The sequence below is a fragment of the Streptomyces sp. NPDC002776 genome (genome assembly GCF_053592195.1).
The window spans coordinates 96,248-121,244 of sequence record NZ_JBSFVG010000010.1 but is presented as its reverse complement, the minus strand read 5'-3'; the positions used below and the strand labels follow the sequence as shown (position 1 = coordinate 121,244).

The 24,997-nt window shown below is 70.8% G+C and carries 33 protein-coding genes and 1 pseudogene; 19 read left to right on the top strand and 15 right to left on the bottom strand.

Features of this window, described 5'->3' with window-relative positions; genetic code table 11:
• The first annotated feature begins 20 nt into the window (after nucleotides 1–20).
• The 11 genes from lepB (ACWD11_RS21160) to ACWD11_RS21110 all read left to right on the top strand — a co-directional run bounded on the left by lepB (ACWD11_RS21160) (nucleotide 21) and on the right by ACWD11_RS21110 (nucleotide 9,331).
• Nucleotides 21–716, top strand: coding sequence for a signal peptidase I (gene lepB, locus ACWD11_RS21160; protein WP_451284732.1), 696 nt, complete (start codon nucleotides 21–23; stop codon nucleotides 714–716).
• Nucleotides 709–1,794: a signal peptidase I gene (gene lepB, locus ACWD11_RS21155; RefSeq protein ID WP_389415607.1), complete on the top strand. Its 1,086-nt coding sequence runs from the start codon at nucleotides 709–711 to the stop codon at nucleotides 1,792–1,794. The genes lepB (ACWD11_RS21160) and lepB (ACWD11_RS21155) overlap by 8 nt, the downstream gene beginning before the upstream one ends.
• Nucleotides 1,685–2,644: a signal peptidase I gene (gene lepB, locus ACWD11_RS21150; RefSeq protein WP_389414734.1), complete on the top strand. Its 960-nt coding sequence runs from the start codon at nucleotides 1,685–1,687 to the stop codon at nucleotides 2,642–2,644. Before lepB (ACWD11_RS21155) ends, lepB (ACWD11_RS21150) begins: the two co-directional genes overlap by 110 nt.
• Nucleotides 2,645–2,695: 51 nt before the next feature.
• Entirely contained in the window at nucleotides 2,696–3,460 is a 765-nt protein-coding gene (lepB, locus tag ACWD11_RS21145; RefSeq protein ID WP_389414733.1) for a signal peptidase I, read from the top strand.
• A gap of 19 nt (nucleotides 3,461–3,479) precedes the next feature.
• The gene (locus tag ACWD11_RS21140; protein WP_389415606.1) at nucleotides 3,480–3,965 is read left to right on the top strand and encodes an NUDIX hydrolase; all 486 of its coding nucleotides are present in this window, start codon (nucleotides 3,480–3,482) and stop codon (nucleotides 3,963–3,965) included.
• 56 nt (nucleotides 3,966–4,021) lie between these two features.
• Nucleotides 4,022–4,330 (top strand): DUF2469 domain-containing protein, encoded by a 309-nt coding sequence (locus tag ACWD11_RS21135; RefSeq protein WP_003965949.1) that lies wholly within the window; start codon nucleotides 4,022–4,024, stop codon nucleotides 4,328–4,330.
• An 88-nt stretch (nucleotides 4,331–4,418) separates the two neighbouring features.
• A complete protein-coding gene (locus ACWD11_RS21130) occupies nucleotides 4,419–4,781 on the top strand; it encodes a YraN family protein (RefSeq protein WP_389414732.1) in 363 nt (120 codons plus the stop codon).
• Nucleotides 4,781–6,406 carry a YifB family Mg chelatase-like AAA ATPase gene (locus ACWD11_RS21125; protein ID WP_389414731.1) on the top strand — a complete coding sequence of 542 codons (1,626 nt, stop codon included), beginning with the start codon at nucleotides 4,781–4,783 and terminating at the stop codon, nucleotides 6,404–6,406. Before ACWD11_RS21130 ends, ACWD11_RS21125 begins: the two co-directional genes overlap by 1 nt.
• Nucleotides 6,403–7,563: a DNA-processing protein DprA gene (gene dprA, locus ACWD11_RS21120; RefSeq protein WP_451284728.1), complete on the top strand. Its 1,161-nt coding sequence runs from the start codon at nucleotides 6,403–6,405 to the stop codon at nucleotides 7,561–7,563. Before ACWD11_RS21125 ends, dprA begins: the two co-directional genes overlap by 4 nt.
• A 282-nt stretch (nucleotides 7,564–7,845) precedes the next feature.
• The gene (whiG, locus tag ACWD11_RS21115) at nucleotides 7,846–8,688 is read left to right on the top strand and encodes an RNA polymerase sigma factor WhiG (protein ID WP_389414729.1); all 843 of its coding nucleotides are present in this window, start codon (nucleotides 7,846–7,848) and stop codon (nucleotides 8,686–8,688) included.
• A gap of 85 nt (nucleotides 8,689–8,773) precedes the next feature.
• On the top strand, nucleotides 8,774–9,331 hold the full coding sequence (locus ACWD11_RS21110; protein ID WP_389415605.1) for a TetR/AcrR family transcriptional regulator: 558 nt from the start codon (nucleotides 8,774–8,776) through the stop codon (nucleotides 9,329–9,331).
• Nucleotides 9,332–9,499: 168 nt separating this feature from the next.
• On the opposite strand, the pseudogene ACWD11_RS21105 reads toward ACWD11_RS21110, so the two are convergent.
• Nucleotides 9,500–9,925, bottom strand: a pseudogene (locus ACWD11_RS21105) (peptidoglycan DD-metalloendopeptidase family protein); the annotation flags it as partial.
• A 272-nt stretch (nucleotides 9,926–10,197) separates the two neighbouring features.
• Here ACWD11_RS21105 and rpsB point away from each other — a divergent pair.
• The 6 genes from rpsB (at nucleotide 10,198) to ACWD11_RS21075 (ending at nucleotide 15,487) form a co-directional block, all read left to right on the top strand.
• Nucleotides 10,198–11,124, top strand: a complete 927-nt coding sequence (gene rpsB, locus ACWD11_RS21100) for a 30S ribosomal protein S2 (RefSeq protein WP_389414728.1) — start codon at nucleotides 10,198–10,200, stop codon at nucleotides 11,122–11,124.
• Between the two features lie 183 nt (nucleotides 11,125–11,307).
• Nucleotides 11,308–12,144: a translation elongation factor Ts gene (gene tsf, locus ACWD11_RS21095; protein ID WP_451284726.1), complete on the top strand. Its 837-nt coding sequence runs from the start codon at nucleotides 11,308–11,310 to the stop codon at nucleotides 12,142–12,144.
• A gap of 186 nt (nucleotides 12,145–12,330) precedes the next feature.
• Nucleotides 12,331–13,089, top strand: a complete 759-nt coding sequence (gene pyrH / locus ACWD11_RS21090) for a UMP kinase (RefSeq protein WP_389414726.1) — start codon at nucleotides 12,331–12,333, stop codon at nucleotides 13,087–13,089.
• A 144-nt stretch (nucleotides 13,090–13,233) separates the two neighbouring features.
• Entirely contained in the window at nucleotides 13,234–13,791 is a 558-nt protein-coding gene (gene frr / locus ACWD11_RS21085; RefSeq protein ID WP_389414725.1) for a ribosome recycling factor, read from the top strand.
• A complete protein-coding gene (locus ACWD11_RS21080; protein ID WP_389414724.1) occupies nucleotides 13,791–14,915 on the top strand; it encodes a phosphatidate cytidylyltransferase in 1,125 nt (374 codons plus the stop codon). The genes frr and ACWD11_RS21080 overlap by 1 nt, the downstream gene beginning before the upstream one ends.
• A 122-nt stretch (nucleotides 14,916–15,037) precedes the next feature.
• Entirely contained in the window at nucleotides 15,038–15,487 is a 450-nt protein-coding gene (locus tag ACWD11_RS21075; protein ID WP_389414723.1) for an SRPBCC family protein, read from the top strand.
• A 156-nt stretch (nucleotides 15,488–15,643) separates the two neighbouring features.
• Here the strand turns inward: ACWD11_RS21075 and ACWD11_RS21070 are convergent, their stop codons facing one another.
• The 13 genes from ACWD11_RS21070 to ACWD11_RS21010 form a co-directional block, all read right to left on the bottom strand.
• Nucleotides 15,644–16,879, bottom strand: coding sequence for a tyrosine-type recombinase/integrase (locus tag ACWD11_RS21070; protein ID WP_451284724.1), 1,236 nt, complete (start codon nucleotides 16,877–16,879; stop codon nucleotides 15,644–15,646).
• Nucleotides 16,879–17,076, bottom strand: a complete 198-nt coding sequence (locus ACWD11_RS21065) for a helix-turn-helix transcriptional regulator (RefSeq protein ID WP_451284722.1) — start codon at nucleotides 17,074–17,076, stop codon at nucleotides 16,879–16,881. Before ACWD11_RS21065 ends, ACWD11_RS21070 begins: the two co-directional genes overlap by 1 nt.
• Before the next feature lies 1 nt (nucleotide 17,077).
• Complete coding sequence (gene repSA / locus ACWD11_RS21060) at nucleotides 17,078–18,454, bottom strand: replication initiator protein RepSA (RefSeq protein WP_451284720.1); 1,377 nt, start codon at nucleotides 18,452–18,454, stop codon at nucleotides 17,078–17,080.
• Nucleotides 18,447–18,629, bottom strand: coding sequence for a hypothetical protein (locus ACWD11_RS21055; protein WP_451284718.1), 183 nt, complete (start codon nucleotides 18,627–18,629; stop codon nucleotides 18,447–18,449). Before ACWD11_RS21055 ends, repSA begins: the two co-directional genes overlap by 8 nt.
• An 85-nt stretch (nucleotides 18,630–18,714) precedes the next feature.
• Nucleotides 18,715–19,269, bottom strand: coding sequence for a GGDEF domain-containing protein (locus tag ACWD11_RS21050; RefSeq protein ID WP_451284716.1), 555 nt, complete (start codon nucleotides 19,267–19,269; stop codon nucleotides 18,715–18,717).
• Nucleotides 19,270–19,363: 94 nt separating this feature from the next.
• The gene (locus tag ACWD11_RS21045) at nucleotides 19,364–19,687 is read right to left on the bottom strand and encodes a SpdD-like protein (RefSeq protein WP_451284714.1); all 324 of its coding nucleotides are present in this window, start codon (nucleotides 19,685–19,687) and stop codon (nucleotides 19,364–19,366) included.
• A gap of 19 nt (nucleotides 19,688–19,706) precedes the next feature.
• Nucleotides 19,707–19,865: a hypothetical protein gene (locus ACWD11_RS21040; RefSeq protein ID WP_451284712.1), complete on the bottom strand. Its 159-nt coding sequence runs from the start codon at nucleotides 19,863–19,865 to the stop codon at nucleotides 19,707–19,709.
• 11 nt (nucleotides 19,866–19,876) lie between these two features.
• Nucleotides 19,877–20,068, bottom strand: a complete 192-nt coding sequence (locus ACWD11_RS21035) for a mobile element transfer protein (RefSeq protein WP_451284710.1) — start codon at nucleotides 20,066–20,068, stop codon at nucleotides 19,877–19,879.
• 5 nt (nucleotides 20,069–20,073) lie between these two features.
• A complete protein-coding gene (locus tag ACWD11_RS21030) occupies nucleotides 20,074–20,262 on the bottom strand; it encodes a hypothetical protein (RefSeq protein ID WP_451284708.1) in 189 nt (62 codons plus the stop codon).
• Between the two features lie 17 nt (nucleotides 20,263–20,279).
• Nucleotides 20,280–20,954 (bottom strand): DUF2637 domain-containing protein, encoded by a 675-nt coding sequence (locus ACWD11_RS21025; RefSeq protein ID WP_451284706.1) that lies wholly within the window; start codon nucleotides 20,952–20,954, stop codon nucleotides 20,280–20,282.
• On the bottom strand, nucleotides 20,954–21,127 hold the full coding sequence (locus ACWD11_RS21020) for a hypothetical protein (protein ID WP_451284705.1): 174 nt from the start codon (nucleotides 21,125–21,127) through the stop codon (nucleotides 20,954–20,956). The genes ACWD11_RS21025 and ACWD11_RS21020 overlap by 1 nt, the downstream gene beginning before the upstream one ends.
• Before the next feature lie 81 nt (nucleotides 21,128–21,208).
• Complete coding sequence (locus tag ACWD11_RS21015) at nucleotides 21,209–22,564, bottom strand: FtsK/SpoIIIE domain-containing protein (protein ID WP_451284703.1); 1,356 nt, start codon at nucleotides 22,562–22,564, stop codon at nucleotides 21,209–21,211.
• Between the two features lie 2 nt (nucleotides 22,565–22,566).
• Complete coding sequence (locus ACWD11_RS21010; RefSeq protein WP_451284701.1) at nucleotides 22,567–22,923, bottom strand: SCO3933 family regulatory protein; 357 nt, start codon at nucleotides 22,921–22,923, stop codon at nucleotides 22,567–22,569.
• 155 nt (nucleotides 22,924–23,078) lie between these two features.
• Between ACWD11_RS21010 and ACWD11_RS21005 the strand changes: the two genes are divergently transcribed.
• Both ACWD11_RS21005 and ACWD11_RS21000 read left to right on the top strand, forming a co-directional pair.
• Nucleotides 23,079–23,810, top strand: coding sequence for an XRE family transcriptional regulator (locus tag ACWD11_RS21005; RefSeq protein WP_451284699.1), 732 nt, complete (start codon nucleotides 23,079–23,081; stop codon nucleotides 23,808–23,810).
• A gap of 28 nt (nucleotides 23,811–23,838) precedes the next feature.
• On the top strand, nucleotides 23,839–24,309 hold the full coding sequence (locus ACWD11_RS21000) for an NUDIX hydrolase (RefSeq protein ID WP_451284697.1): 471 nt from the start codon (nucleotides 23,839–23,841) through the stop codon (nucleotides 24,307–24,309).
• Here the strand turns inward: ACWD11_RS21000 and ACWD11_RS20995 are convergent.
• Nucleotides 24,297–24,857, bottom strand: coding sequence for an HDIG domain-containing metalloprotein (locus ACWD11_RS20995; RefSeq protein ID WP_451284695.1), 561 nt, complete (start codon nucleotides 24,855–24,857; stop codon nucleotides 24,297–24,299). The genes ACWD11_RS21000 and ACWD11_RS20995 overlap by 13 nt on opposite strands.
• Between the last annotated feature and the right edge of the window lie 140 nt (nucleotides 24,858–24,997).

The window sequence follows — 24,997 nt, the reverse complement described above, 5'->3', positions numbered from 1 at the left end:
GCCGGATAGCATCGGCCCCGATGGACACCGAAGCACAGCCGACGGAGCGCGACCGCTCCTCCGCACCCGCACCGAGCGGCACGGAGGGCCGGTCGCGCTTCGCGTTGGTGGCGCGGATCTCCGAGTGGCTGCCCGGCGGCCGGATCACCCTGACCCTGCTGATCTGCCTGCTCTTCCTGCTGCTGCTCAGCACGTTCGTGCTCCAGCCCTTCCAGATCCCCAGCGGATCCATGGAACGCGGATTGAGGATCGGGGACCGCGTTGTCGTAAATAAGTTGGCGTACCGTTTCGGTGCCCAGCCGCAGCGTGGCGATGTCGTGGTGTTCGACGGAACCGGGTACTTCGGGGACGCGGACTACATCAAGCGCGTGGTCGGGGTGGGGGAGGACCGGGTGGTCTGCTGCGACAAGGAGGGGAGGATCCAGGTGAACGGCCGGTCGGTCGACGAGTCGGAGTTCCTGTACCCCGGGGACGGCCCCTCCGGCGTGTCCTTCGACGTCGTCGTGCCCGCGGACAGCCTCTTCGTCCTCGGCGACCACCGCAGCGCCTCCAGCGACTCCCGCGACCACCTCGGCTCCCCGGGCGGCGGGATGATCCCCGTCGGGGACGTGATCGGCCGCGCCGACTGGATCGTCTGGCCCACCGCCCACTGGACCCGTCTGGAGCGCCCCGACGCGTACGCGCGCGTGCCCGGCCCGGCCGGTGGGCATGGGTAACCGCGGCAAGCCGCGCGGGGCACCCAGCAGCGCCGCCGAAGACCTCCTGCCCACCGGCTCCCGGCGCGCCTCCGCCTCCGGGGGCGGCCGGACGCGCGCGGAGCGGCGCAAGCTGCAGCGCAAGGTCAAGCGACGGCGCCGGCGCAGCGCGATCAAGGAGATACCGCTCCTCATCGGTGTCGCGGTGCTCATAGCGCTCGTCCTGAAGACCTTTCTCGTCCAGGCCTTCGTGATCCCGTCCGGGTCGATGGAGCAGACGATCCAGATCGGCGACCGGGTCCTGGTCGACAAGCTCACCCCGTGGTTCGGCTCCAAGCCGCAGCGCGGGGACGTCGTCGTGTTCAAGGACCCCGGCGGCTGGCTCCAGGACGAGCAGCCCACGGCCAAGAAGGAGGACCCCGTCGTCGTCAAGCAGATCAAGGAAGGGCTCACCTTCATCGGTCTGCTGCCGTCCGAGAACGAGAAGGACCTGATCAAGCGGGTCGTCGGCGTCGGCGGGGACCGGGTCACGTGCTGCGACGCGCAAGGGCGGGTCACCGTCAACGGCGTCCCCCTGGAGGAGGACTACCTCTTTCCCGGGAACGTCCCCTCCCTGACCGAGTTCGACGTCACCGTCCCGCAGGGGCGGCTGTGGGTGATGGGTGACCATCGCGCCGACTCCGCCGACTCCCGCTCGCACCAGGACCAGAACGGCGGCACGGTCTCCGAGGACGAGGTGGTCGGCCGTGCCGTGGTCATCGCCTGGCCCTTCGGTCACTGGGGCACCCTGGACGAACCGAAAACGTACGCGTCGGTCTCCGACTCGGCCACCGGGTCGACCGCGGCTCCCCGGCTGTCGCATAGGGTTGCCTCCGACGATCCGAACGAACCGATCCGACTCCCGAGCCCTGCGGAACTCCCGCTCGTTATGGGAGTGGTGGGCCTGCACCGCCTTTGGGGCAGGCAGCGGCACAGAGTAAGGAGTTGGCGTGGGGGATGTGGCGGTAGGCGCACGATCCGGGCACGACGGCGAGGACCGCGGACGCCCCGCGGAGGCGACCGGACCGGGCGCGGACGGCGCCGTGACCTCCGGACATGACCCCGGCAGGGCCGACGCGGGCACCGCGGCCGGCGAGCAGGCCCGCACGGACGGCCAGGGGCCGGGCGAGCCCGCCCCCAAGGCGAACAAGGCGCGCTCCTTCTGGAAGGAGCTGCCCATCCTGATCGGTATCGCGCTGGTGCTGGCGCTGCTGATCAAGACGTTCCTGGTGCAGGCCTTCTCCATCCCCTCCGACTCGATGCAGAACACCCTCCAGCAGGGCGACCGGGTGCTGGTCGACAAGCTCACCCCCTGGTTCGGTTCGGAGCCCGATCGCGGCGAGGTCGTCGTCTTCCACGACCCCGACAACTGGCTGGCCGGCGAGCCCACGCCCGAACCGAACGTCCTGCAGACCTTCCTCAGCTGGATCGGCCTGATGCCCTCCTCCGAGGAGAAGGACCTGATCAAGCGGGTCGTCGGGGTCGGCGGTGACACCGTCGAGTGCAAGGGCACCGGCCCGCTGAAGATCAACGGCAAGGCGCTGAACGAGTCGTCGTACGTCTACCCGGGCAACACCCCGTGCACCGACGACAGCGACGGCGGCCAGTTCAAGGTGAAGATCCCCGAGGGCTACCTCTGGGTCATGGGCGACCACCGGCAGAACTCCCGGGACTCGCGCTACAACCAGGCGGACGCCAACAAGGGCATGGTGCCGGTCGACAAGGTCGTCGGGCGTGCCGTCGTGGTGGCCTGGCCGATCAACCGCTGGGACAACCTGCCGGTTCCGGACACCTTCGACCAGAACCTCAGCGCGCGCACGGCGGCCGTCGCTCCTTCGGGCCTCGCCCTCGTCGGTGCCGTACCGCTCGTTCTGTGGCGTCGTCAGCGGGCCCGCAACGGCTCCGAGTGATCCAGACCATGGGCTGACCCCGGGGTGTACCCCCGGGTAGGGTGCGGACCCATGGGTGAGACCACTACGCGTACGGCCCCGCCGAGCGGCGGAGGCAAGGGCCCGGCGGGCAGCCGGACCGGACAGCGGTTGTCCGGTCTCGCGGTCGCGCTGGGCCTGGTGCTGTTCCTGGGCGGCTTCGCCTGGGCGGCGGTGGTCTACCGGCCGTACACCGTGCCCACCACCTCCATGGCGCCGACCATCGATGCCGGGGACCGGGTGCTGGCCGAGCGGGTCGACGGGGACGCGATACGGCGCGGGGACGTCGTCGTCTTCAACGACGAGGCGTGGGCGAACGCGCCGGTGCTCAAGCGGGTGGTGGCCATCGGCGGCGACACCGTCGCCTGCTGCACGGACGGCAAGCTGACGGTCGACGGCAAGAAGATCGACGAGCCGTATCTGGCCGACGGCAGCCTGGCCGGGAGCACCGACTTCCCGACCGTGACCGTCCCCGAGGGGCGGCTGTTCCTGCTCGGTGACGAGCGGCACGGCTCGCTGGACTCCACCGCCCATCTGACCGATGCCGCGAGCGGCACGGTGGCGACCGGCGCGGTGACCGCCCGGGTCGACGCCGTCGTCTGGCCGATGGACGGCATGCTGGAGCGGCCCTCCGGCTTCGAGGAACTGGGCGCGATCTCCTCGCCGGGGCCGCTGCGCACCATGGGCGTCCTGATCCTGGTGGGCGCGCTGCTGGTGCTCGGCGGTGCGGCGTACGGGCCCGTGGCGAAGTGGCTGGGGCGCTCCCGTACCGGGACGGAGCCCGCGGGTGCCCGCTGAGGACGTGTACGCGGGCGGGATGCGCAAGGTCGCCCGGGTGGTCCTGCTGGACCCCGAGGACCGGATCCTGCTGCTGCACGGGCACGAGCCGGACGACGTGAGTGACGACTGGTGGTTCACGCCCGGCGGGGGCGTCGAGGGCGACGAGACCCGGGAACAGGCCGCGCTGCGGGAACTCGCCGAGGAGACCGGCATCACCGAGGTCGAGCTCGGCCCGGTGCTGTGGCGGCGGACGTGCTCGTTCCCCTTCGCCGGGCGCCGCTGGGACCAGGACGAGTGGTACTACCTGGCCCGTACGGCGGACGCTCGGGACGTGGTTCCGGGGGCCTGGGGCCTCACCGAGCTGGAGCGGCGCAGTGTCGCCGGAGCACGCTGGTGGACCTGTCAGGAACTGAGCCAGGCACATGAGACGGTGTATCCGACCAGACTCGCCGAGCTGCTGCGCAGGCTGCTCGACGAAGGTCCCCCGGCCGGGCCCGTGACCCTGGACACCGAAATCGTCTAGGGGCTCGCGGGACTGGCGCACAATGGGGGGATCGCACGGCTGAAGGGGAACATGCCATGAGCGCCGAGGACCTCGAGAAGTACGAGACCGAGATGGAGCTCAAGCTCTACCGGGAGTACCGCGATGTCGTCGGTCTGTTCAAATACGTGATCGAGACCGAGCGGCGCTTCTATCTGACCAACGACTACGAGATGCAGGTGCACTCGGTCCAGGGAGAGGTGTTCTTCGAGGTGTCCATGGCGGACGCCTGGGTCTGGGACATGTACCGGCCGGCCCGCTTCGTGAAGCAGGTGCGTGTGCTCACGTTCAAGGACGTGAACATCGAGGAGCTGAACAAGAGCGACCTGGAGCTCCCGGGCGGGTGACGGAGTTGTCCACAGTCAGTGACTTGTCCACCAAGATCCTTTTCTTGGGGGCGGATACGTGATCGTCGGTGCCGGAGGTGGTGCCGACATGAACGCACGCAGTGCACTCGGAAAGTACGGAGAAGGGCTGGCCGCCAGGAGGCTGGCCGAGGCCGGGATGACGGTCCTGGAGCGCAACTGGCGCTGCGGCCGGACCGGCGAGATCGACATCGTGGCGCGGGACGGGGACGCGCTGGTCGTCTGTGAGGTCAAGACCCGCAGGGGCGACTGCTTCGAACACCCGATGGCCGCGGTCACGCCCGAGAAGGCGGACCGCCTGCGACACCTGGCCGAACGCTGGATCCAGTCCCACGGCGGAGCACCACCCGGCGGCGTCCGCATCGACGTCGTCGGCGTCCTCCTCCCCCAGCGGGGCGCCCCCGTGGTCGACCATGTGCGGGGGGTGGCGTGATGGGGTTCGCCCGCACCTGCTCGGTGGCCCTGGTCGGAGTCGAGGGCGTGGTGGTGGAGGTCCAGGCCGACCTCGAACCGGGCGTCGCCGCCTTCACCCTGGTCGGCCTGCCGGACAAGAGCCTGACGGAGAGCCGGGACCGGGTCCGGGCGGCGGTGGTGAACTCCGGGACCCCGTGGCCGCAGAAGAAGCTGACGGTGGGGCTCAGCCCGGCGTCGGTACCCAAGGCCGGCAGCGGCTTCGACCTGGCGATCGCCAGCGCGGTCCTGGGCGCGGCGGAGCGCATCGATCCGCGGGTCCTCGCCGACATCGTGATGATCGGGGAGCTGGGTCTGGACGGCCGGGTGCGGCCCGTCCGGGGCATCCTGCCCGCGGTGCTCGCCGCCGCCCACGCCGGGTACGAACAGGTGGTCGTACCGGAGAGCGCCGCCGCCGAGGCCTCCCTGGTGCCGGGCGTCTCCGTGCTGGGGGTGCGCAGTCTGCGCCAGCTGATCGCGGTACTGGCCGACGAACCCGTGCCCGAGGAGGAACCGCACGAACCCGGGCGCCCCGATCCGCTGCTCGCCGGACTGCGGGTGCCCGGCACGGGCGCGGCCACGGGCATGCACAGCGCCGGAGCGGCACAGCAGGACAGCGCCCACGACCTCGCCGACGTCGTGGGCCAGCTCTCGGCGCGTACGGCCGTGGAGGTCGCCGCGGCCGGCGGACACCATCTGTTCCTGGAGGGGCCGCCCGGTGCCGGCAAGACCATGCTCGCCGAGCGGCTGCCCGCGATCCTGCCCCCGCTGGCCAGGCAGGAGTCCCTGGAGGTCACGGCGGTGCACTCGGTGGCGGGACTGCTGCCCGCGGGCAAGCCGCTGATCGACGTCCCGCCCTACTGCGCCCCGCATCACTCCGCGACGATGCAGGCCCTGGTCGGCGGCGGTCCCGGCATCGCCCGGCCGGGCGCGGTGTCGCTGTCCCATCGGGGCGTGCTGTTCCTGGACGAGACGCCCGAGTTCAGCAGCCAAGCGCTCGATGCCCTCCGCCAGCCCCTGGAGGCCGGGCACGTGGTGATCGCGCGCAGCGCGGGTGTCGTCCGGTTCCCGGCGAAGTTCCTGATGGTGCTGGCGGCCAACCCCTGCCCCTGCGGCCGGTTCTCCCAGAACGACGACTTCTGCGAATGCCCGCCCGCCGTCGTCCGCCGCTACCAGGCCCGGCTCTCCGGGCCGCTGCTCGACCGGGTCGACCTGCGGGTCGAGGTGGACCGGATCACGCGGGCGGAGCTGACCGAGCGCGGTGCCAGGGGCGAGTCCACGGCGGCGGTGGCCGCCCGGGTCCGGCAGGCCAGGGAGCGGGCGTCGGCCCGGCTGGCGGGTACGCCGTGGCGGACGAACAGCGAGGTACCGGGCCGCGAGCTGCGCAGCCGCTGGCACGCCGCGTCCGGCGCGATGGAGGAGGCCGAGCGCAGCCTGGAACGGGGTGCCCTGACCGCACGCGGCCTCGACCGGGTCCTCCGGGTCGCCTGGACCGTCGCCGACCTCGTCGGCCACGACCGGCCCGACGCGACGGACGTCGCCCTGGCGCTGCAACTGCGGACCGGGGTCCCCCGAGGGGTGCCGATGGCCATCGGGGCGTTGACGTGAGCCGCGCCGACGATCCGGACGAGGAGCTGCACGACCGGGTGTTCCTCGCCAGGGTTCTCGAGCCCGGCTACGAGACGGCGGGGCGGTGGCTGCGGGAACGGGGGACGCGGGAGGTCGCACGGTGGTTGCGGGAGAAGGGGGCCAGGCCCGAGGGGGTGAGTGAGCGGCGCTGGGCCGGGCTGTTGGCGCGGGCCGAGCGGGCCGATCCCGAGCGGGACCTCGCGGTGGCCCGGGACGCGGGGGTCCGGTTCGTCCGCCCGGGGGCCACCGAGTGGCCGGGGCAGCTCGACGATCTCGGGGACGCGCGGCCGGTGGGGCTGTGGGTGCGGGGCGTGGCCAGTCTGCGGATGTGGGCGCTGCGGTCCGTGGCCGTGGTGGGAGCGCGGGCGTGCACCGAGTACGGCTCCCATATGGCGGCCGTCCTCGGCGGGGAGCTCGCCGAGCGGGGGTGGGTGGTGGTCTCCGGAGGTGCCTACGGCATCGACGGCGCCGCCCACCGCGGGGCCCTCGCCGCGGGCGGGGCCACCGTGGCCGTGCTCGCCTGCGGGGTGGACCGGCCCTATCCGCGGGGGCACACCCAGTTGATCAACCGGATCGCGGAACAGGGCCTCGTCATCGGTGAGTTGCCGCCCGGGGACCACCCGACGCCCAGCAGATTCATCGTGCGCAACCGGGTGATCGCCGCGCTCACCAGGGGCACCGTCGTGGTCGAGGCCGCGCATCGGAGCGGGTCGCTGGCCACGGCGCGGGCGGCACAGCGGTTGGGGCGCCACACGATAGGGGTACCGGGGCCGGCGACCAGCGGGCTCTCCGCGGGGGTGCACGAACTGCTGCGGGGAGACGCCGTCCTCGTCACCGACGCCGCGGAAGTCGTCGAACTCGTCGGGGACATGGGCGAGCTCGCTCCGGACCGGCGCGGGCCCGTCCTGCCGCGGGATCTGCTGGCGCCGGGCGCCCGCCGGGTGCTGAACGCGCTGCCCGGGAGCCGCCCGGCCCTGCCCGACGAGATCGCCCGCGGGGCGGGGACCACGGACGACGACGCCATCGCCCGGCTGTACGAACTGCGAGCACTTGGTTACGTCGAACGACACGGCGACGGCTGGAAGTTGACACGCCAGTCGATGATCTCGGTCCGCGGAGATCGAAGTCGGTGCTGACCGAGCGTGTTCGGCCGTCCGGGGGAACCGTGACGCCCTTGCGGATTCCCGGAGTTGATGCGCCGGGGTGATCACGCAGAGCGACCGCCATGCCCCGGGGGGACGCCCAGCGGAACGTATCTGCGCACGCTCCGAGCCCTGGCCTTCGCACACCGCGACTGTCCAGTCACGCTACGCTCACGTGGATTCCGGTGCAGACCGGCAACGCGGCATCAGACCCGTACCAGACCGACAGCTCACCCAAGCACCCGCACTTCACGGCAGAACGGCACAAGGCGACGAATGCCCCAGCACACCTCCGGGGCCGACCGGGCGGCGCTCCCCCCAGCCGCCCGGGACGGTGGCAGCGTGCGGCCCCCCGCTCCCTCGACGCTCGACGAGCTGTGGCGGTCGTACAAGGCGACGGGGGACGAGCGGCTGCGCGAGCAGCTGATCCTGCACTACTCGCCGCTCGTGAAGTACGTGGCGGGGCGGGTGAGCGTCGGACTGCCGCCCAATGTGGAGCAGGCCGATTTCGTGTCCTCGGGGGTGTTCGGGCTGATCGACGCGATCGAGAAGTTCGACATCGAGCGGGAGATCAAGTTCGAGACGTACGCGATCACCCGGATCCGGGGCGCGATGATCGACGAGCTGCGGGCGCTTGACTGGATCCCGCGGTCGGTCCGGCAGAAGGCGCGCAACGTGGAGCGGGCCTACACGACCCTGGAGGCGCGGCTTCGGCGCACGCCGTCGGAGGGGGAGGTGGCCGCCGAGATGGGCATCGGCGTCGACGAACTGCACGCCGTGTTCAGCCAGTTGTCGCTGGCCAATGTAGTGGCCCTGGAGGAGCTGCTGCATGTGGGCGGCGACAGCGGGGACGGGCTCAGCGTCATGGACACGCTGGAGGACACCGCCGCGGACAACCCCGTGGAGGTGGCCGAGGACCGGGAGCTGCGCCGGTTCCTGGCACGGGCGATCAACACGCTGCCCGAGCGGGAGAAGACCGTCGTGACGCTCTACTACTACGAAGGGCTCACGCTCGCCGAGATCGGCAACGTGCTCGGGGTGACCGAGAGCCGGGTGAGCCAGATCCACACCAAGTCGGTGCTCCAGCTGCGGGCGAAGCTGGCGAGTTTCGGTCGGTGAGCCCGAGCGGGCGGCCGGGAGTCACTCCCGTCGTGGGCGGCGCGTCCGTAGAGTGGTTGACGTGCCAAGGATTCGAGCGGCCTCCGTGGCCGAGCACCGGTCGATGCAGCGAGCCGCCCTGCTGGACGCGGCTCGTTCCCTGCTGTCCGAGGGCGGGACGGAAGCGCTGACGTTTCCGGCGCTCGCCGAGCGGACGGGGCTTGCGCGGTCGTCCGTGTACGAGTACTTCCGGTCACGGGCCGCCGTGGTCGAGGAGCTGTGCGAGGTCGACTTCCCCCTGTGGGCCGCGGAGGTCGCCGCGGCGATGGACGGGGCGGCGTCGGCCGAGGGCAAGGTCGAGGCGTATGTGCGGGCGCAGCTGGCCCTGGTGGGTGACCGGCGGCACCGGGCCGTGGTCGCCATCTCCGCGAGCGAGCTGGACGCGGGGGCCCGGGAGAAGATCCGGGCCGCGCACGGCAGCCTGGTCGCGATGATCGTCGAGGCGCTGCGGGACATGGGGCATGCGGAGCCCCGGCTCGCGGCGATGCTGTTGCAGGGCGTGGTGGACGCGGCCGTGCGGCGGATCGAGCTGGGGGCGGCGGAGGAGCCGTCGACGATCACGGACGCGGCGGTGTCGATGGCGTTGCGCGGGGTGCGGGGCTGAGGCCTGCGTCCTTCTGTATCGGACGGCCGCCGAGGGCCGCGCCGGCTGGGGCAGCGGCACGTCCAGTACCGGCAGGAGCCGGGACGGGCCCCTGCTCAGGAAGCCGAGCGGGTTCAGGTAGGTGTCCCCTCTGCGCAGGCCCCAGTGGAGGCAGGTCCCCGGGCAGTGGGGCGTGGGGCCGGTCACCGTCCCCACCACCTCGCCCGCCGTCACCTCGGCTCCCCTCTTCACCTCCGGTGTGATCGGCTCGTACGTGGTGCGCAGGGGCGGGGTGCCCGTGTTCGTCAGTTCGATCGAGATCACGCCTCGGCCCGCCACCCGGCCCGCGAAGCTCACCCGGCCCGGGGCCACCGCCCGTACGGGAGTACCGGAGGGGGCCGCAAGATCCACTCCTCGATGGCCGCGGGCGTACGGGGCCGGGGGCGGTTCCCAGCCGCGCAGGACCGTGGGACGGGGGACCGGCCAGCTCCGGGCCGCGGCCGCAACCGGGGTGGCCGTGGCCGCGGGGGACAGGGGCACCCCAGGTCCCGCGCCGGGCGGCGCCAGAACCGCCAGCGCCAGCACCGCCGTACTCGCCCATCGTTTCGCTCGCATGCCCACAGGGTCCCGCCACCCCGTCGATCATGGCGGGATCTGTGGACCACCCCGCGCTTGTGGACAGCGGCGTCACCCGGTGCCTTCTCGGTCCCGTACACTTCTTCTGGCGATCCGGGTCACCGGGTCGACTTCGCACGCCCCGACATCGGGTCGACATAACGACCCGTGTCAGCGCTCCTCGGTCCTTCGTGGCACGGCGCATGTGGGCGTCAGGCGCGGGAGCCGTCCGGCACCCGCGGCGCAACCGAGAAATTCAAGGAGATACGGCCATGGCCGTCGTCACGATGCGGGAGCTGCTGGAAAGCGGCGTCCACTTCGGTCACCAGACCCGTCGCTGGAACCCGAAGATGAAGCGCTTCATCTTCACCGAGCGCAACGGCATCTACATCATCGACCTGCTCCAGTCGCTGTCGTACATCGACCGCGCCTACGAGTTCGTCAAGGAGACCGTCGCCCACGGCGGCACGGTCATGTTCGTCGGCACGAAGAAGCAGGCGCAGGAGGCCATCGCCGAGCAGGCCACCCGCGTCGGCATGCCCTACGTCAACCAGCGCTGGCTGGGCGGCATGCTCACCAACTTCTCGACCGTCTACAAGCGTCTGCAGCGCCTCAAGGAGCTCGAGCAGATCGACTTCGAGGACGTCGCCGCTTCGGGTCTGACCAAGAAGGAGCTCCTGGTCCTCTCGCGTGAGAAGGCCAAGCTGGAGAAGACCCTCGGTGGTATCCGCGAGATGTCCAAGGTGCCCAGCGCCGTCTGGATCGTGGACACCAAGAAGGAGCACATCGCGGTCGGTGAGGCCCGGAAGCTCAACATCCCGGTCGTCGCCATCCTCGACACCAACTGCGACCCCGACGAGGTCGACTACAAGATCCCGGGCAACGACGACGCGATCCGCTCCGTCACCCTGCTCACCCGCGTGATCGCCGACGCCGTCGCCGAGGGCCTCATCGCCCGTTCCGGCGTGGCGACGGAGGGCAAGGGCGAGAAGGCCGCCGGCGAGCCGCTCGCCGAGTGGGAGCGCGACCTGCTCGAGGGCGAGAAGAAGGCTGAGGACGCTCCGGCCGCCGCCGAGGCCCCGGCCGAGGCTCCCGCCGAGACCCCGGCCGAGGCTCCCGCCGACGCCGAGGCTCCCGCCGCCGAGGCTCCGGTCGAGGCCGCTGCCGAGGCCCCGGCCGCCGAGGCCGAGCAGGCCTGACCCGTCAGCGTCAGAGGTGACGGCGGGGGCGGTGCTGCAGCCAATAGCGCCTCCGGCGCGGGCAACTCCGCCCCCGCCGTTCACCCCTAGGTCAGCGGTGGGTCGTCGGTCCGCGTCTACATGTGGAGCGCGGACCCCCGCAGATCTTCGACCTTCCAGACTTCGAGAAAGATTTCGAGACTCATGGCGAACTACACCGCCGCCGACGTCAAGAAGCTCCGTGAGCTCACGGGCGCCGGCATGATGGACTGCAAGAAGGCGCTGGACGAGGCCGAGGGCAACGTCGACAAGGCCGTCGAGGCGCTCCGCATCAAGGGCCAGAAGGGCGTCGCCAAGCGCGAGGGCCGTTCCGCCGAGAACGGCGCCGTGGTCTCCCTCATCGCCGACGACAACACCTCCGGTGTCCTGGTCGAGCTGAAGTGCGAGACGGACTTCGTCGCCAAGGGCGAGAAGTTCCAGGCCGTCGCCAACCAGCTCGCGCAGCACGTGGCCGCCACCTCCCCGGCGGACATCGAGGCCCTGCTCGCCTCCGAGATCGAGGCCGGCAAGACCGTCCAGGCCTTCGTGGACGAGGCCAACGCCAACCTCGGCGAGAAGATCGTCCTCGACCGCTTCGCGCAGTACGCCGACGGTTTCGTCTACGCCTACATGCACCGCACCATGCCCGACCTGCCGCCGCAGATCGGTGTCCTGGTCGAGCTGGACAAGGCCGACGCCGAGCTGGCCAAGGGTGTCGCCCAGCACATCGCCGCCTTCGCGCCGAAGTACCTCTCCAAGGAGGACGTGCCGGCCGACGTCGTCGAGACCGAGCGCCGCGTCGCCGAGGAGACCACCCGCGCCGAGGGCAAGCCCGAGGCCGCCCTGCCGAAGATCGTCGAGGGTCGCCTCAACGGCTTCTTCAAGGACGCCACGCTGCTCGGCCAGCCGTACGCGCTCGACAACAAGAAGTCCGTCCAGAAGGTTCTGGACGAGGCCGGTGTCACCCTGAAGCGCTTCACGCGCATCAAGGTCGGCATCTGAGTCCGTACCGCGATCGACGCTCGACCCGGATAGGGTCGACAGCAGTCGTCCGCGTACGCCGTCACCTCGGTGGCGGACGACAGCAGATCTGACGAGGAGGCCATTGCCGCGTATGGGATACGAACCCATCCCCACCGGCAGTGGCCTTCTTCGTATGTGCGACCCGTGGAAAGAAGTGAGAGTCCGATGACCACCAAGGCCCAGAAGAGCGACGACGGCAAAGTACGCGGCCGGTATCTGCTGAAGCTGTCCGGAGAGGCCTTCTCCGGCGGTGGGGGCCTCGGCGTGGACCCGAACGTGGTGCACAAGATCGCCCGCGAGATCGCCGCCGTCGTACGCGACGGCGCGGAGATCGCGGTCGTCATCGGCGGCGGCAACTTCTTCCGCGGCGCCGAACTGCAGCAGCGCGGCATGGACCGCGCCCGCTCCGACTACATGGGCATGCTCGGCACCGTGATGAACTGCCTCGCCCTCCAGGACTTCCTGGAGAAGGAGGGCATCGACAGCCGGGTCCAGACCGCCATCACCATGGGCCAGGTCGCCGAGCCGTACATCCCGCTGCGCGCCGTGCGCCACCTGGAGAAGGGCCGTGTGGTCATCTTCGGCGCCGGTATGGGCATGCCGTACTTCTCCACCGACACGACCGCCGCCCAGCGCGCCCTGGAGATCGACGCCGAGGCGCTGCTGATGGGCAAGAACGGCGTGGACGGCGTCTACGACTCCGACCCGAAGACCAACCCGGACGCGGTCAAGTTCGACTCCCTCGGCTACGGCGAGGTCATCACCCGGGACCTCAAGGTCGCCGACGCCACCGCCGTCACGCTCTGCCGCGACAACAAGCTTCCGATCCTGGTGTTCGAGCTTCTGGCGGAGGGCAATATCGCCCGTGCCGTCAAGGGTGAGAAGATCGGCACGCTTGTGGGTGACCAGGACAGCCGCCACTGACGGGCAACACCTACGGACCCTGACCGGGGGATGGACAATGTCCTGCCGGTCGGGAACCGTGCAGGAAGAAGACGCGACGCAGCCGGCCGCCGCCTCCCGCAAGGAACCGCAGCCGGGCCTACTCAAGACACGCAGGAGCAAGTGGTGATCGAAGAGACCCTCCTCGAGGCCGAGGAGAAGATGGAGAAGGCCGTCGTGGTCGCCAAGGAGGACTTCGCCGCGATCCGCACCGGCCGTGCGCACCCGGCGATGTTCAACAAGATCGTGGCCGACTACTACGGCGCGCCGACGCCGATCAACCAGCTGGCTTCGTTCTCCGTGCCGGAGCCGCGCATGGCGGTCGTGACCCCGTTCGACAAGACCGCCCTGCGCAACATCGAGCAGGCGATCCGCGACTCCGACCTGGGCGTCAACCCGAGCAACGACGGCAACATCATCCGTGTGGTGTTCCCCGAGCTCACCGAGGAGCGCCGCCGCGATTACATCAAGGTCGCCCGGAGCAAGGCCGAGGACAGCAAGGTCTCCATCCGCTCGGTGCGCCGCAAGGCCAAGGACGCCATCGACAAGCTCGTCAAGGACGGCGACGTCGGTGAGGACGAGGGCCGCCGTGCGGAGAAGGAGCTCGACGACACCACCCACAAGTACGTCGCCCAGGTGGACGAGCTCCTGAAGCACAAGGAAGCTGAGCTGCTCGAGGTCTGATGAACGACTCTTCCTGGGGAGCGCCGCCACAAGCCGGGTACTGGGGGCCGTCCGACCAGGGGCCTGTCCAGGGGGCTGCCCCGGCGGGTCCCACGTACGATGCGCCTGAGGCGCAGCAGACTCGCCCCATGCCCATCGTGCCCGACGTACCCGCGTATGGCGGAGACCAGGATGACGATCGGGGGGCCGCTCGGCTGGGTGGCCCCCTGTTCCGCGACGAGACGCCGCGGGCGCAGCCCCACGGCAACGCGCCGCAGAATCCGGAGCCCATGCACGACGCCCCGCAGCCGGCGCCCCGACCGCAGAAGAAGAGCGCCGGGCGCGATCTGGGTGCGGCGATAGGGGTCGGCATCGGGCTCGGCGCGGTGATCGTCGCCTCGCTGTTCGTCTACAAGGCCGCGTTCGTCGGGGTCGTCGCCGTCGCCGTCGTGGTGGGTCTGTGGGAGCTGACCAAGCGGCTGGAGGAGCGCAAGGGCATCAAGGCGCCGCTCGTCCCGCTCGCGGTCGGCGGTGCGGCGATGGTCGTCGCCGGGTACGTCCGTGGCGCCGAGGGCGCCTGGGTGGCGATGGCGCTGACCGCGCTGGCCGTGCTGGTCTGGCGGATGACGGAACCCCCCGAGGGGTACCTCAAGGACGTCACGGCGGGCGTCTTCGCCGCGTTCTACGTTCCGTTCCTGGCCACGTTCGTCGCGATGATGCTCACCGCCGACGACGGCCCGGCCCGGGTGCTGACGTTCCTGCTGCTGACCGTCGTCAGCGACACCGGGGCGTACGCCATCGGCTGGCGCTTCGGCAAGCACAAGCTCGCTCCGCGGATCAGCCCCGGCAAGACCCGCGAGGGGCTGCTCGGGGCGGTTTCCTTCGCCATGGTGGCGGGTGCGCTGTGCATGCAGTTCCTGATCGACGACGGCGTCTGGTGGCAGGGCCTCCTGCTCGGCCTCGCGGTCGCGGCGAGCGCCACGCTGGGCGACCTCGGCGAGTCGATGATCAAGCGGGACCTGGGGATCAAGGACATGGGCACGCTGCTGCCGGGGCACGGCGGCATCATGGACCGGCTGGACTCCCTGCTGCCCACGGCGCCCGTGGTCTGGCTGCTGCTCGTGCTGTTCGTCGGGTCCGGCTGAGCGTCGGGTCCGGCTGAGCGTCGACGGACCCCTGGGAGCCCCCGCCTCGGCGGGGGCTCCGCTGTTCCCGGGGGCGGCGTGGTGGGACGCTTGAGGTGTACGCCCGTGAAGGGGGTCCCACCATGTCCGCCATCCGCGAATCCATCGACCTCGACTGCACGCCCGAAGAAGCGTTCGCGTACATCACCACCCCCTCCCATCTGCCCGAATGGCAGCTGAGCGCCGTCAAGGCGGAGCCACTGGAGCTGGGGCCGATGCACCCCGGCTCGCGCGTCCGGGTCACCCGCCGCATCGGCACCCGCGAGGTCCCCATGACCATCGAGTTCGACGCCCTCGACCCACCGCACAGCTGGGACCTGCACGGCATCGAAGGGCCGGTCCGTCCCCGCACCCACGGCTCGATCGAACCGCTCGACGAGGGCCGGCGCTGCCGCGTGACCATCGAGATCGACTTCGAAGCACACGGCCTGGGCAAGGCCCTGGTGCCCTTGGTCGTCCGCCCGCAGGTCCGCAAGGAGCTGCCGCGGGACGAGGCGCTGCTGAAGGAACGGCTGGAGGGGATCGGCGGATGATCGGGTGGCCCCGGCCACACGAATCGATCTGCGACACTGGTACAGCCATGCCTAAGCCCGGAGAACTGATGTGCTCCGGGCATGAAGAAGCCCCCTACCAGCGGTGTTCTCGCCAGTGGGGGGCTGTCTTGTGCCCGCTGGGCCGTCTCCGGGCCGTCAGGGCTCTTGGGCCGTGATGAAGACGTCGTCCAGGGCCCGGCGGGCACGCTCGCCGCTGCTGGGCATGAGGTGGGCGTACACCCGCAGGGTCATCGCCGGGTCGGAGTGCCCGAGGTATTCGCTGACGGCCTTGATGCTCTCGCCCGCGTCCAGGAGGACCGAGGCGTAGAAGTGCCGGAGCGCGTGCATTCCGTGCTGCCGGGCGGAGGCGTACGGCTTGCCAGGTTCGGGCGTGGGGATGAGGCCCGCGGCCGCGAGAGCGGGCTTCCATTCATGGACGTTGAAGTTGCTCCGCCAGACGATCCCGTCGGCCGTGTTGGTGAAGATCAGGCGGCGTTCGGTGAGCGGGCCGTCCGGCCGCAGCCACGGCAGCTTGGTCGGCACGGGCGGGTGGCGGGCGATGTGCCGGCGCAGCGCGGAGGCCACCGAGGACGGCAGCGGTACGTCACGCTCCTTGTTGCCCTTGGGCGGAGCGAAGACCGCGACGCCCCGGATCAGCTTGACCTGAGTGGTCACCCGAAGGGTTTCGCCGTCGAGCTGCGCCGTGTCTTCGGCGAGTCCGATGATCTCGCCCTGGCGGAGACCGCAGCCGCTTCCCACGTCGACCATGGCTTGGTAGCGCTCCGGCAGGGCTGCGCGGACCGCACGAACCTGGGACGGGAGCCAGGGCACCACCCGAGCGGCAGAGGCGGCGGGAGGCCGGACCGACGCGGCCGAACAGGGATTGCGGGCGAGGTGACCGTCGTCCACGGCGGCCGACAGCACCGCGCGGACGTTGGCGTAGATGTTGCGGGCGTAGGTGCCGCCGATCGAGGCGTTCTCCAGGTCCCGCACGAACTCGCGGATGTGCACCGGGCGGAATGAGCCGAGCGGACGCGCCCCGATGCGGGGGAAGGCGTGCAGCCGGAGTCGGGTCTCCGTTCCGATGCGCGTGTTCAGGTCGGTCGTCTGTCCGGCGATCCAGCGTTCCGCGTACTGCTGGAAGGTCGTCTGGGCAGCCCGGGGATCGACGTACTGCCCGCGCGACATGTCGGCCGCTGTCTCAGCGAGCCATTCCTCGGCCCGGCGCTTCTGGCGGTCCGGGAAGGATTTGCTCTTCTCCGTGCCGTCGGGGCCGACGTACCGGGCCCGGTAGCGCAGCCCTGTTCCGTAGCGGTCGGTTTTCACCTTCACGGGTTGGCCGGCCGGGCCGGTCTCTGTGCGGTACCAGCGGTCCTGGATGTGGCCAGCCATTAGGCGGCCTCCCTGAGTTGGGAGTCGACCCAGGCGCGGACGTCGGTGGGGTCGAAGCGGAGGTGGCGGCCGACCCGGAAGCCGCGGGGGCCCGTGCGCTTGCGGCGCCACTGGTAGACCGTCTCGACGCTGGGCAGCTCGAACATGTCGACCAGGTCGTCCGGAGTGAGGAAGCGGGCGGGCAGTTCGGAGGCCATGTCACCGGCTCCCTTCGTCGGCGATGAGGTCGCGTAGGGCGTCGCGGGCTGTCTCGCGGCTGAGTTGGAGGCCGCGGGCGATGGTTGCGGCGAGCGCGGACTCGCCGGGGGTGTGGCCGTGCCCGGCGTACTGCCAGTCGGCCAGGACCAGGACGCTGTCGGGCTCGATCTCCTCCAGGCCGAGGACTTCCCGTTCCTGGGCTGCGCGGTAGTCGGCGCGTTCCTGGCGAAGGGCGCCCAGAGTGGTCGAGTAATGGCGGGACTTGGAGGAGAAGTGGCCCCGGAAGCCGAGCATGTGAGCCCAGGCCCACAGACGGCGATCGGGGTAGAGCGGATCGAGGTTCTTGCACGCGGTGATGAGACGCCGGGCGTGGTCGGGCACGCCGTGGCGGTCCAGTTCCGCCAGCTCGCCGACGCGGCGGTCGAGGGTGCCGGTGGTCTCGGCGGCCTTCGTGGCGTACTTGGCGACGTAGGCGGCGACCGCCTGTTCGGTGAGAGCGGAGCCGTCGCCGAACGCCTTGATGGGACGGACGTCGAGCTGGGTGCCCCAGCGGAAGGTGCGGGCGGGCTGGTCGTCGGTGGCCGGGACGGAGGCGGACGTGTAGGGGTGCGCGGCGGCGGCGCGGACCGCGTCGTCGAGCAGCTGCACCGTGGCCCAGGCCGGGGGAGGGCTGGCAGGTCCGTCAGGGCCGTCGATGCGAACGACGGCGTGGAAGTGGATGGCGCCCCGCTTCTGGAACTCGGCCACCTTGCCGTAAGAGATGCGGGCGGCCTGCGCCAACGCGCGCTGGGAAAGGCCGGCGCGGGCAGCGACTTCGCGGCGGAGCCGGTTGGTGAAGCGCTGCCAGAGCTGTCCGGCGTGGTTGTTGAACAGCACGGTGCCCGCGTAGTCGTAGGTCTCGGGGTCGATGGCGGAACCGAGGACGGGGGAGTCGGCGGCGTGATGCGTGCCGCACCGGCAGGCGCCGTGAGAGGGCTGGTTGTGGACTGGGCCGAACGAGGGCGCGGTGAGAGTGGCGAAGACGCGGGGATGGTCGCGTACGGCGTCCGGGATGCCGCGACGGTCGTCCCCGGCGAGTCCGGCGCGGATGAGGTGGTAGGTGTCGCCCGAGTACGTCCAGGCGCAGGACGGGCAGCGCGAGGCGCGGCGGTTGCCGCAGGCGACCCGGAGGCGGCCCCCGGGTTCGGTCTCTGTGGAGTAGTGGTGCAGGGTCTCGCCGGTGGTCTTGTCCTTGGTGAGGGTCCAGCCGGTCAGGTGGATGGGGTCGGCGCAGCCGCCGGTGCGGCGGATCTGGTCTTCCCATCGGGCGTAGTCGGACGACGAGGCCACCCTCAGCAGATCGCCGAGGGTGGCCGGGTCGTGGAGCAGGTCAGGCACGGGCGCCCTCCCGGGTACGGGCGGGGCGGGTGCCGGTGCCGTGGCAGGCCGGGCAGTAGGCGGTGATCGTGCGCAGGTGACCGCGTCGGTCGCGCCCGCCGAGGGTGAGGGCGACCGAGGCGAAGCCGTCACAGTTGCCGCAGATGCGGAGCGGGGGCGGAGTGCGGTGCGTCATGCTGGAGGTTCCTTTCGATTGCGGTTGGAAGGAACGGCCCCGGGTGGCGGCGTGCTTGGCGGCTTGTGAGCCACCCGGTGGCCGGTCAGCGCGTGCTGGTGCGGGTCCCGCGACGGGAGCGGCCCTTGGCGGCGTACATGGCCGCATCGGCGGCGGTGAGCGCGTCGGTCAGCAAAGGCACGGGAAGATCCGCGACGCGGCAGACGCCCACCGAGGCTGCCAGCGGCAGGTGCGCGCTGTTGTAGGCCAGTGGCTGGTGCAGGGCGTCGGTGAGCGCGTCGATGTCGGCGGCGGTCAGGTGCTGGACTACGGCGACGAATTCGTCCCCGCCCAGGCGGCCAGCGGTGCCGTTACGGCCGCACCAGGTGCGCAGTCGGTCGGCGGTGGCGACCAGGGCGGCGTCCCCGGCGGCGTGTCCGTGGGTGTCGTTGAGGGTCTTGAAGTCGTCGAGGTCGACCAGGAGGACGGCGGCGTCGGCGTGATGGTGCATGAGCCGTTCGGCGCGGGCGGTCCATCCGGCGCGGGTGTGCATGCCGGTGAGGGGGTCGCGGCGGGCCGAGGCGAGACGGCGGGTGAGGAGGCCGCTGTGCAGGGCCCAGCCGAGTAACGGCACGATGCTCGCGGCTGCTTGCAGGTCCATGGACTTCTCCTTGGCGATGGCGGTTGGCTCGGGGCGGTGCCGGGAGTCAGGGGCGGCGGCGTGCTGGCGGCTTGTGCGCCGTCCCCGGGGTCGATCAGCGGCGCTTGGCGTCGGCGGTGATCAGGGACTTGATGACGAGGGCGCAGACCGCGACTGAGGCAGCGGTGACGGCGACCGCTAGGAGCATCGAGACGAGGACCGCGCCGACGACCAGGACCACGGCCGTGCCGCCGCCGATGAGAGCGAGCGCGGTGCCAGGCGTGAGCTGGACGGTCGGCCGGGACGGCGCCTGCACGACGGCAGGGGCCTGGGCGGTCGCGGTGGGGGTGTGCGGGATGACGGCGGTCGGCTCGACGACGGCGGGGCGCGGGCCGTGGCCGGTCGGGACGGGCATGGTGGGGATCTTCGGGCGGAGCATGGCGGGTGTCCCTTCGCGGTTACTTGGTGAGGGCGGTGTCGATCGCGGGGGCCAGGAGGCTGTCGGCGAGGAGGTAGCCGCCGAGCAGGAGGACGGCGACGAGCCACCAGGGCGGGCGGAGGAACTTGACGCCGAGGTAGCCGACGACGGCGAGGACGAACCAGAGCGGGACCTGCATGGCAAGAGTTCCTAACTGACGCGGCAGCGGTGGGTGCGGGCGGCGAGCTGGGCGGCGGACTGGCTGGAGTAGTCGGCGGACCAGCCGCAGCGGTCGGCGGTGCACACGGCGGCGTGCTTGGTGCGGCCGTGGCGGTCGCGGTGGCTGCCGATCTGCACCGGGCCGATCCGCATCACGGAGTGGAAGTGGTCGCGGGCGGGCATGGGCGTCAGTCCTTCCGCGTCGTCGTGGGGTCGGGGAAGGCGGCGCGGATGTCGGCGGCGGCGGCCGGGTCGGTGGTGAGCTTGGCGGCTTCCTCGGCGAGCATGAAGGCGAGGTAGGGCCGGTTGGCGGTGGCCATCTCGCGGGCGCCGTCGAGGTAGTCGGCAGCGGTCAGGCCAGCGGGGTCGAAAGTCATCTGTCGTTCCTTCCGGGTCAGGCGAGGTGGGCGGCGATGGCGTCAGCGAGGTGGGGTGGGACGCCGAGGCGGGCGCGCAGGGTGTCGGTGTCGATCGGGGCGCCGGTCCGGTCGCGGTACTCGGCGGCGACCTTGCGGGCGTGGTCGACGAGGACGGCGGGAACCGCGGGCCCGGCGTCGGAGTCGGAGTCGGAGGCAGGGTCGGTGGGCGGAAGGGCCGGTGGCTGGTCGGCCTCGACCGGGGCAGGGGCGGGTTCGGGCTCCGGTGCGGGCTGGCCTGCGGGCTCGGGGCTTGGGACGGGCTCCGGAACGGTGGGCGCCGGGTGGCGGGCGGAGTGGGCGAGGAGGGTGCCGCCGAGGAAGGCGAGGGCAGGCCACCCGGCGACGCCGAGGCGGAGCAGGGCGGGCGGGTCGGCCAGGTCGAGGAATCCGGCGGTGGCGACGTTGGCGCCCAGGGAGGCGAACAGCGCGATGAGGAACCAGCACCAGGCCAGCCGGGAGGGGCCCTCTGTCCGCAGGCGCCGCCAGGCTGCGACCAGGAGCAGGTCCACGCTCACCGGGTAGGCCCACGCCTTCCAGCCGTCCTGTCCCGCAGCGGCGGCCAGGTCATGGAGGTGAGCGAAGGACAGAGCTCCGGCGATGACGGCCTGGATGAGGACGGCGTCCACGCGCAGTCCGTGACGGGTGGCCATCAGGACACCTCACCCGCATCGTCCGAGGCGCCGGGCGGAGTGGGGAGTGAGGCGGCCAGGGCCGGGCTGACAGCCTCGACGAAACCCATGTCGGCATCGGCGGAGTCGGCGTAGAGGGCGAGCTGGCCTAGCAGCAGGACCGTGCGGGCGAAGTCCTCGCAGTCGGGGCACATGGCGTGCGCCTCCCTTCAGAGGCATGGCGGAGGTAGGGACTTGGCGCGGTGAGGTCGCGCCGACCAGGGTGGGAAGAGGCGTCAGGCGGTGACGGTGACCGTCTTGGACAGCGGGACCGGGCTGTGCCGGGGGCCGCTCAGCACCGGCCGGAACGGCGCCAGCTCGGGCAGGTCCGGGGTGCGGTCGGCGTACCGGTTGCAGGTGTTGACGGCCTGGCGCAGAGAGGTGTGCGGGGCGCGGATGCGGTGCCAGCCACCGGTGGAGTCCCCGGCGATAGCGACTCCCCGCAGCTCGGCCGGGATCTGAATGGCGGCCAGGACGGCGTCCGGGGAGATGTCCCCGAAGGCCATGTTCGCGCTCGTCTCATCGTTGACGCGGTGGGCGGTGCGGCCGGTGAGCTGGGCACGGAGCATCGTGATGCCCTTGCCGAGTTCCGAGCCGAAGCGCTGCCCGCAGATCTCCAGGTAGATGCCGGCCGCGCGGCCGAGCTGGGCGAGGCGCACCAGGGCGGTGATGATGCGGTCGCGGCGCTTCTCCTCGTCCTTGCTGGCTAACAGGGCGAGTTCGGCGACCTCGTCGACCAGGACGACGACCGGTACCGGGCGCAGGTGGTCGGGCAGGTCCCAGATGTCGGCGGCGATCTCCGCGTCCGGGATGGCGGCGGTGATCCGTTGCTCGGCACGGATGATCCGGTAGACGTCCTCCATCCGGGCCACCAGGGCATCGAGCAGGGCGGCAGCGTCGTCGGGGCAGTCGGCCAGCGCGGAGAACCGGCGGGCCAGCGGGAACAGCTCAACTCCTTGCTTGCAGTCGATCCCGACCAGCGCGACGTCCATCGGGGCGAGCCCGGCGACCAGGTTCCGCTGGTAGACCGACTTCCCGGACTCGGTGGCCCCGAGCGTGAGGGCGTGCGGGACCGCACGGTAGTCGCGGAAGTGCACCGAGCCGTCCTCGCGCAAGGCGACGGGAACCCGCATGGGACGGGTGTCGACCACAGCGGGCATCTGCACCCGCTTGAGGACGTCGTAGCCGGTCATCCGCACTTCCACCACACCCGAGCGCAGCTCACGCGAGGTGACCCCGTACATCGAGAAGGAGTGCCGTAGCCGGTCCGACGCGGCGGCCACGTCGAAGGCGTCCTGACCAGGGCGCAGCCCCAGCCGCAGGACCAGGCCGGTGCGCGTCGGCCGGAACCGCAGGATGCGCGGTGCACGAGACGCCGGGACAGGCCGGTTTGTCATCCGGGCGAGAGTCAGGCGCCAGCGCGAGGGCGGCACCGTCAGTCCGCATGCGTCCATGACCGACGAGTACCGGATCAGCACCCGGACGCTCGCCCAGGTAATGCCGAAGCTCATCCAGTACCAGGCGGGGCGCCGCCACCGCAGGAGACCCGCAGCGGCGACGACCAGCACCAGAGCGACCGTGAAACCGGTCATGATCAAGCCGCCTTCGAGTTCGCGGCAGCGGCGACCAGGGACGTGACCGCGACGGCACGGAAGGCGATGCCGTGCCGCTTCTGGCCGTTGAAGTCGTTCTCCCACGGGCGGGCGATCAGGCCCGTGAGCGCGACCGGGGTACCCATGGTCAGCTCACCCGAAATACCCGGCTCGGGGACGGTGATGGAAAGGATCTCCACCTCGTCGTTGGCCGCGAACATCACGTCCACGGTCATCAGCTTCGCCCCGGTCTCCATGTCGGTGGCGATCTCGCCGGTACGACGGTCCTTGACCTTGGGCTGGGGGGTCTTGGCAACCATCACGGTCGCGACGGAGGTGTCTACTGGGATCTGACGCATCGTCTTGTCTCCTGCTGTGGCGGGCTCTTGGCCGACATCCCGTCGGTGAGATCAGGAGACCGCGAGAGGGCGTGGACGCATCACGGCCCGTGTGGACGTTTAGGGACGTCTGAGCTACTATCAAAACGTCCCTGGAGGTCCGCAGGAGGAATGCCATGGCGAACGAGCGTCTGCGCGCAGCGATTTCGGCGAAGGGCGAGACGATCCAGTCCGTTGCCGAACACGTCGGAGTCGACCCCAAGAGCGTCGAGCGCTGGATCACCACGAACCGGACCCCGCACCGGGGGCACCGTTGGAAGGCCGCGAGCTTCCTCGGGGTCGACGAGGTCTACGTGTGGCCGTCAGTCGAGAAGCAGGCCGAGAAGGCGAGCGCGTCGGAGCTGATCACGTACTACCCGCACCGGGGTGCGGTCCCGGCTCCGCTGTGGTCCTCCCTGATCGACAAGGCGACGGACCAGGTTGACATCCTGGTGTACGCGGGACTGTTCCTCTTCGACAGTCACCCGGACCTACCGGATCAGCTGGCCGAGAAGGCGAAGGCCGGCGCCCAGGTCCGCATCCTGTTGGGAGACCCGGAGTCCGCGGCTGTCCGGCAGCGTGGTGAAGAGGAAGGCATCGGCGACGACCTGGCGGCGCGAGCGCGGATCACTCGCCGGTACTTGCAGCCCGCCATGTCGACGCCTGGGGTTGAGATCCGGCTGCACGACACGATCCTCTACAACTCGATCTACCGGTTCGACGACGACGTGCTGGTGAACCCCCACGTCCTCGGAGCTCCCGCCGGGCAGAACCCGGTGATGCACTTCAAGTACCTGCCGGGAGCGCGGACGTTCCGGCACTACATGCGGAGCTTCGACTATGCGTGGGACCAGGGCCGGAAGGCATGACCGGCTCCCAACGTGCGACGCTGAACACATGGCACGCGTCGACTACTTCAACGATCCGAACGCCCCGAAGGCGAACAGCCTCGTCCCCTCCGTGACCGCTCTGGCCCGCAACGGGGCCGGTGAGGTCCTGCTGATCCACAAGACCGACAACGATCTGTGGGCTCTGCCAGGAGGCGGCATCGATCTGGGGGAGTCAGCACCCGACGCGGCTGTACGTGAGACCAAGGAAGAGACCGGGTTCGACGTCGAGGTGACCGGCTTGGTCGGGATCTACACGAACCCCGGACACGTCATGGCGTACGACGACGGCGAAGTCCGCCAGCAGTTCTCCATCTGCTTCCACGCCCGCATCGTCGGCGGCCAGCTGCGGACGAGCAGCGAGAGCAAGGAAGTGGCGTTCGTCGATCCGGGCAGGCTGAACGAGTTGAGTATCCACCCCTCGATGCGCATGCGGATCGAGCACGGGTTGGCCGGCCGGACCGAGCCCTACATCGGCTGAGCGGCCAAGCGGTCGAGGGTTCGCTCGACGGCGGCCTGGAGGTACGGACGCGCCTTGCTGATCGCGTTGTGCACTTCAGTGCCCGGCTCGTAGCGGACCAGGATCTCGTCAATCCGGATGTCGAAGGCGAAGGACTGTCCGGCGGGGCCAGTCGTCATGTCGGCGAAGATCAGCGCGTCGAGGACGGGGGAGTCCTCCCGCTCGTAGGCGGCCAGCTCTGCCGAGAGACCGCGCTGCTCCGCTTCGTACACGGCCCCGGAGTGATGGGCGACCAGCCGCACGAGGCGTGCTGGCGCACCCAATGTTTCCAGGTGACGGGCACCGTCGAGGGGATGGAATCCGGTGTCACGCAGTTCGGGGGCGTAACCGATGTCGTGCAGCCACGCTGCAGCGACGAGGAGATCCCGGTCAGCCACCGACACAGCCGTGGCAGCCTCTTGAGCACGAGCGGCCACAGCCTGAGTGTGCAGCCAGCGGTTCCCGAGCGGAGGAAGCAGAGACTCGGCGAGTTCGGCCGCTCCTTGAGGCGTGTCCAGTGCAGAAGGCATGCATGGAACGGTAGCCGAGAGCGGCGGTGAGCCGACAGGCCACGATCGAGTGGGTTCGATCATGGGCGCGGTACAACTTTCCCTACTTCATCAAGGCCCGCGCACGGCGCGGGCGCGCGCCGCCTCTACGGCGCGGCCCG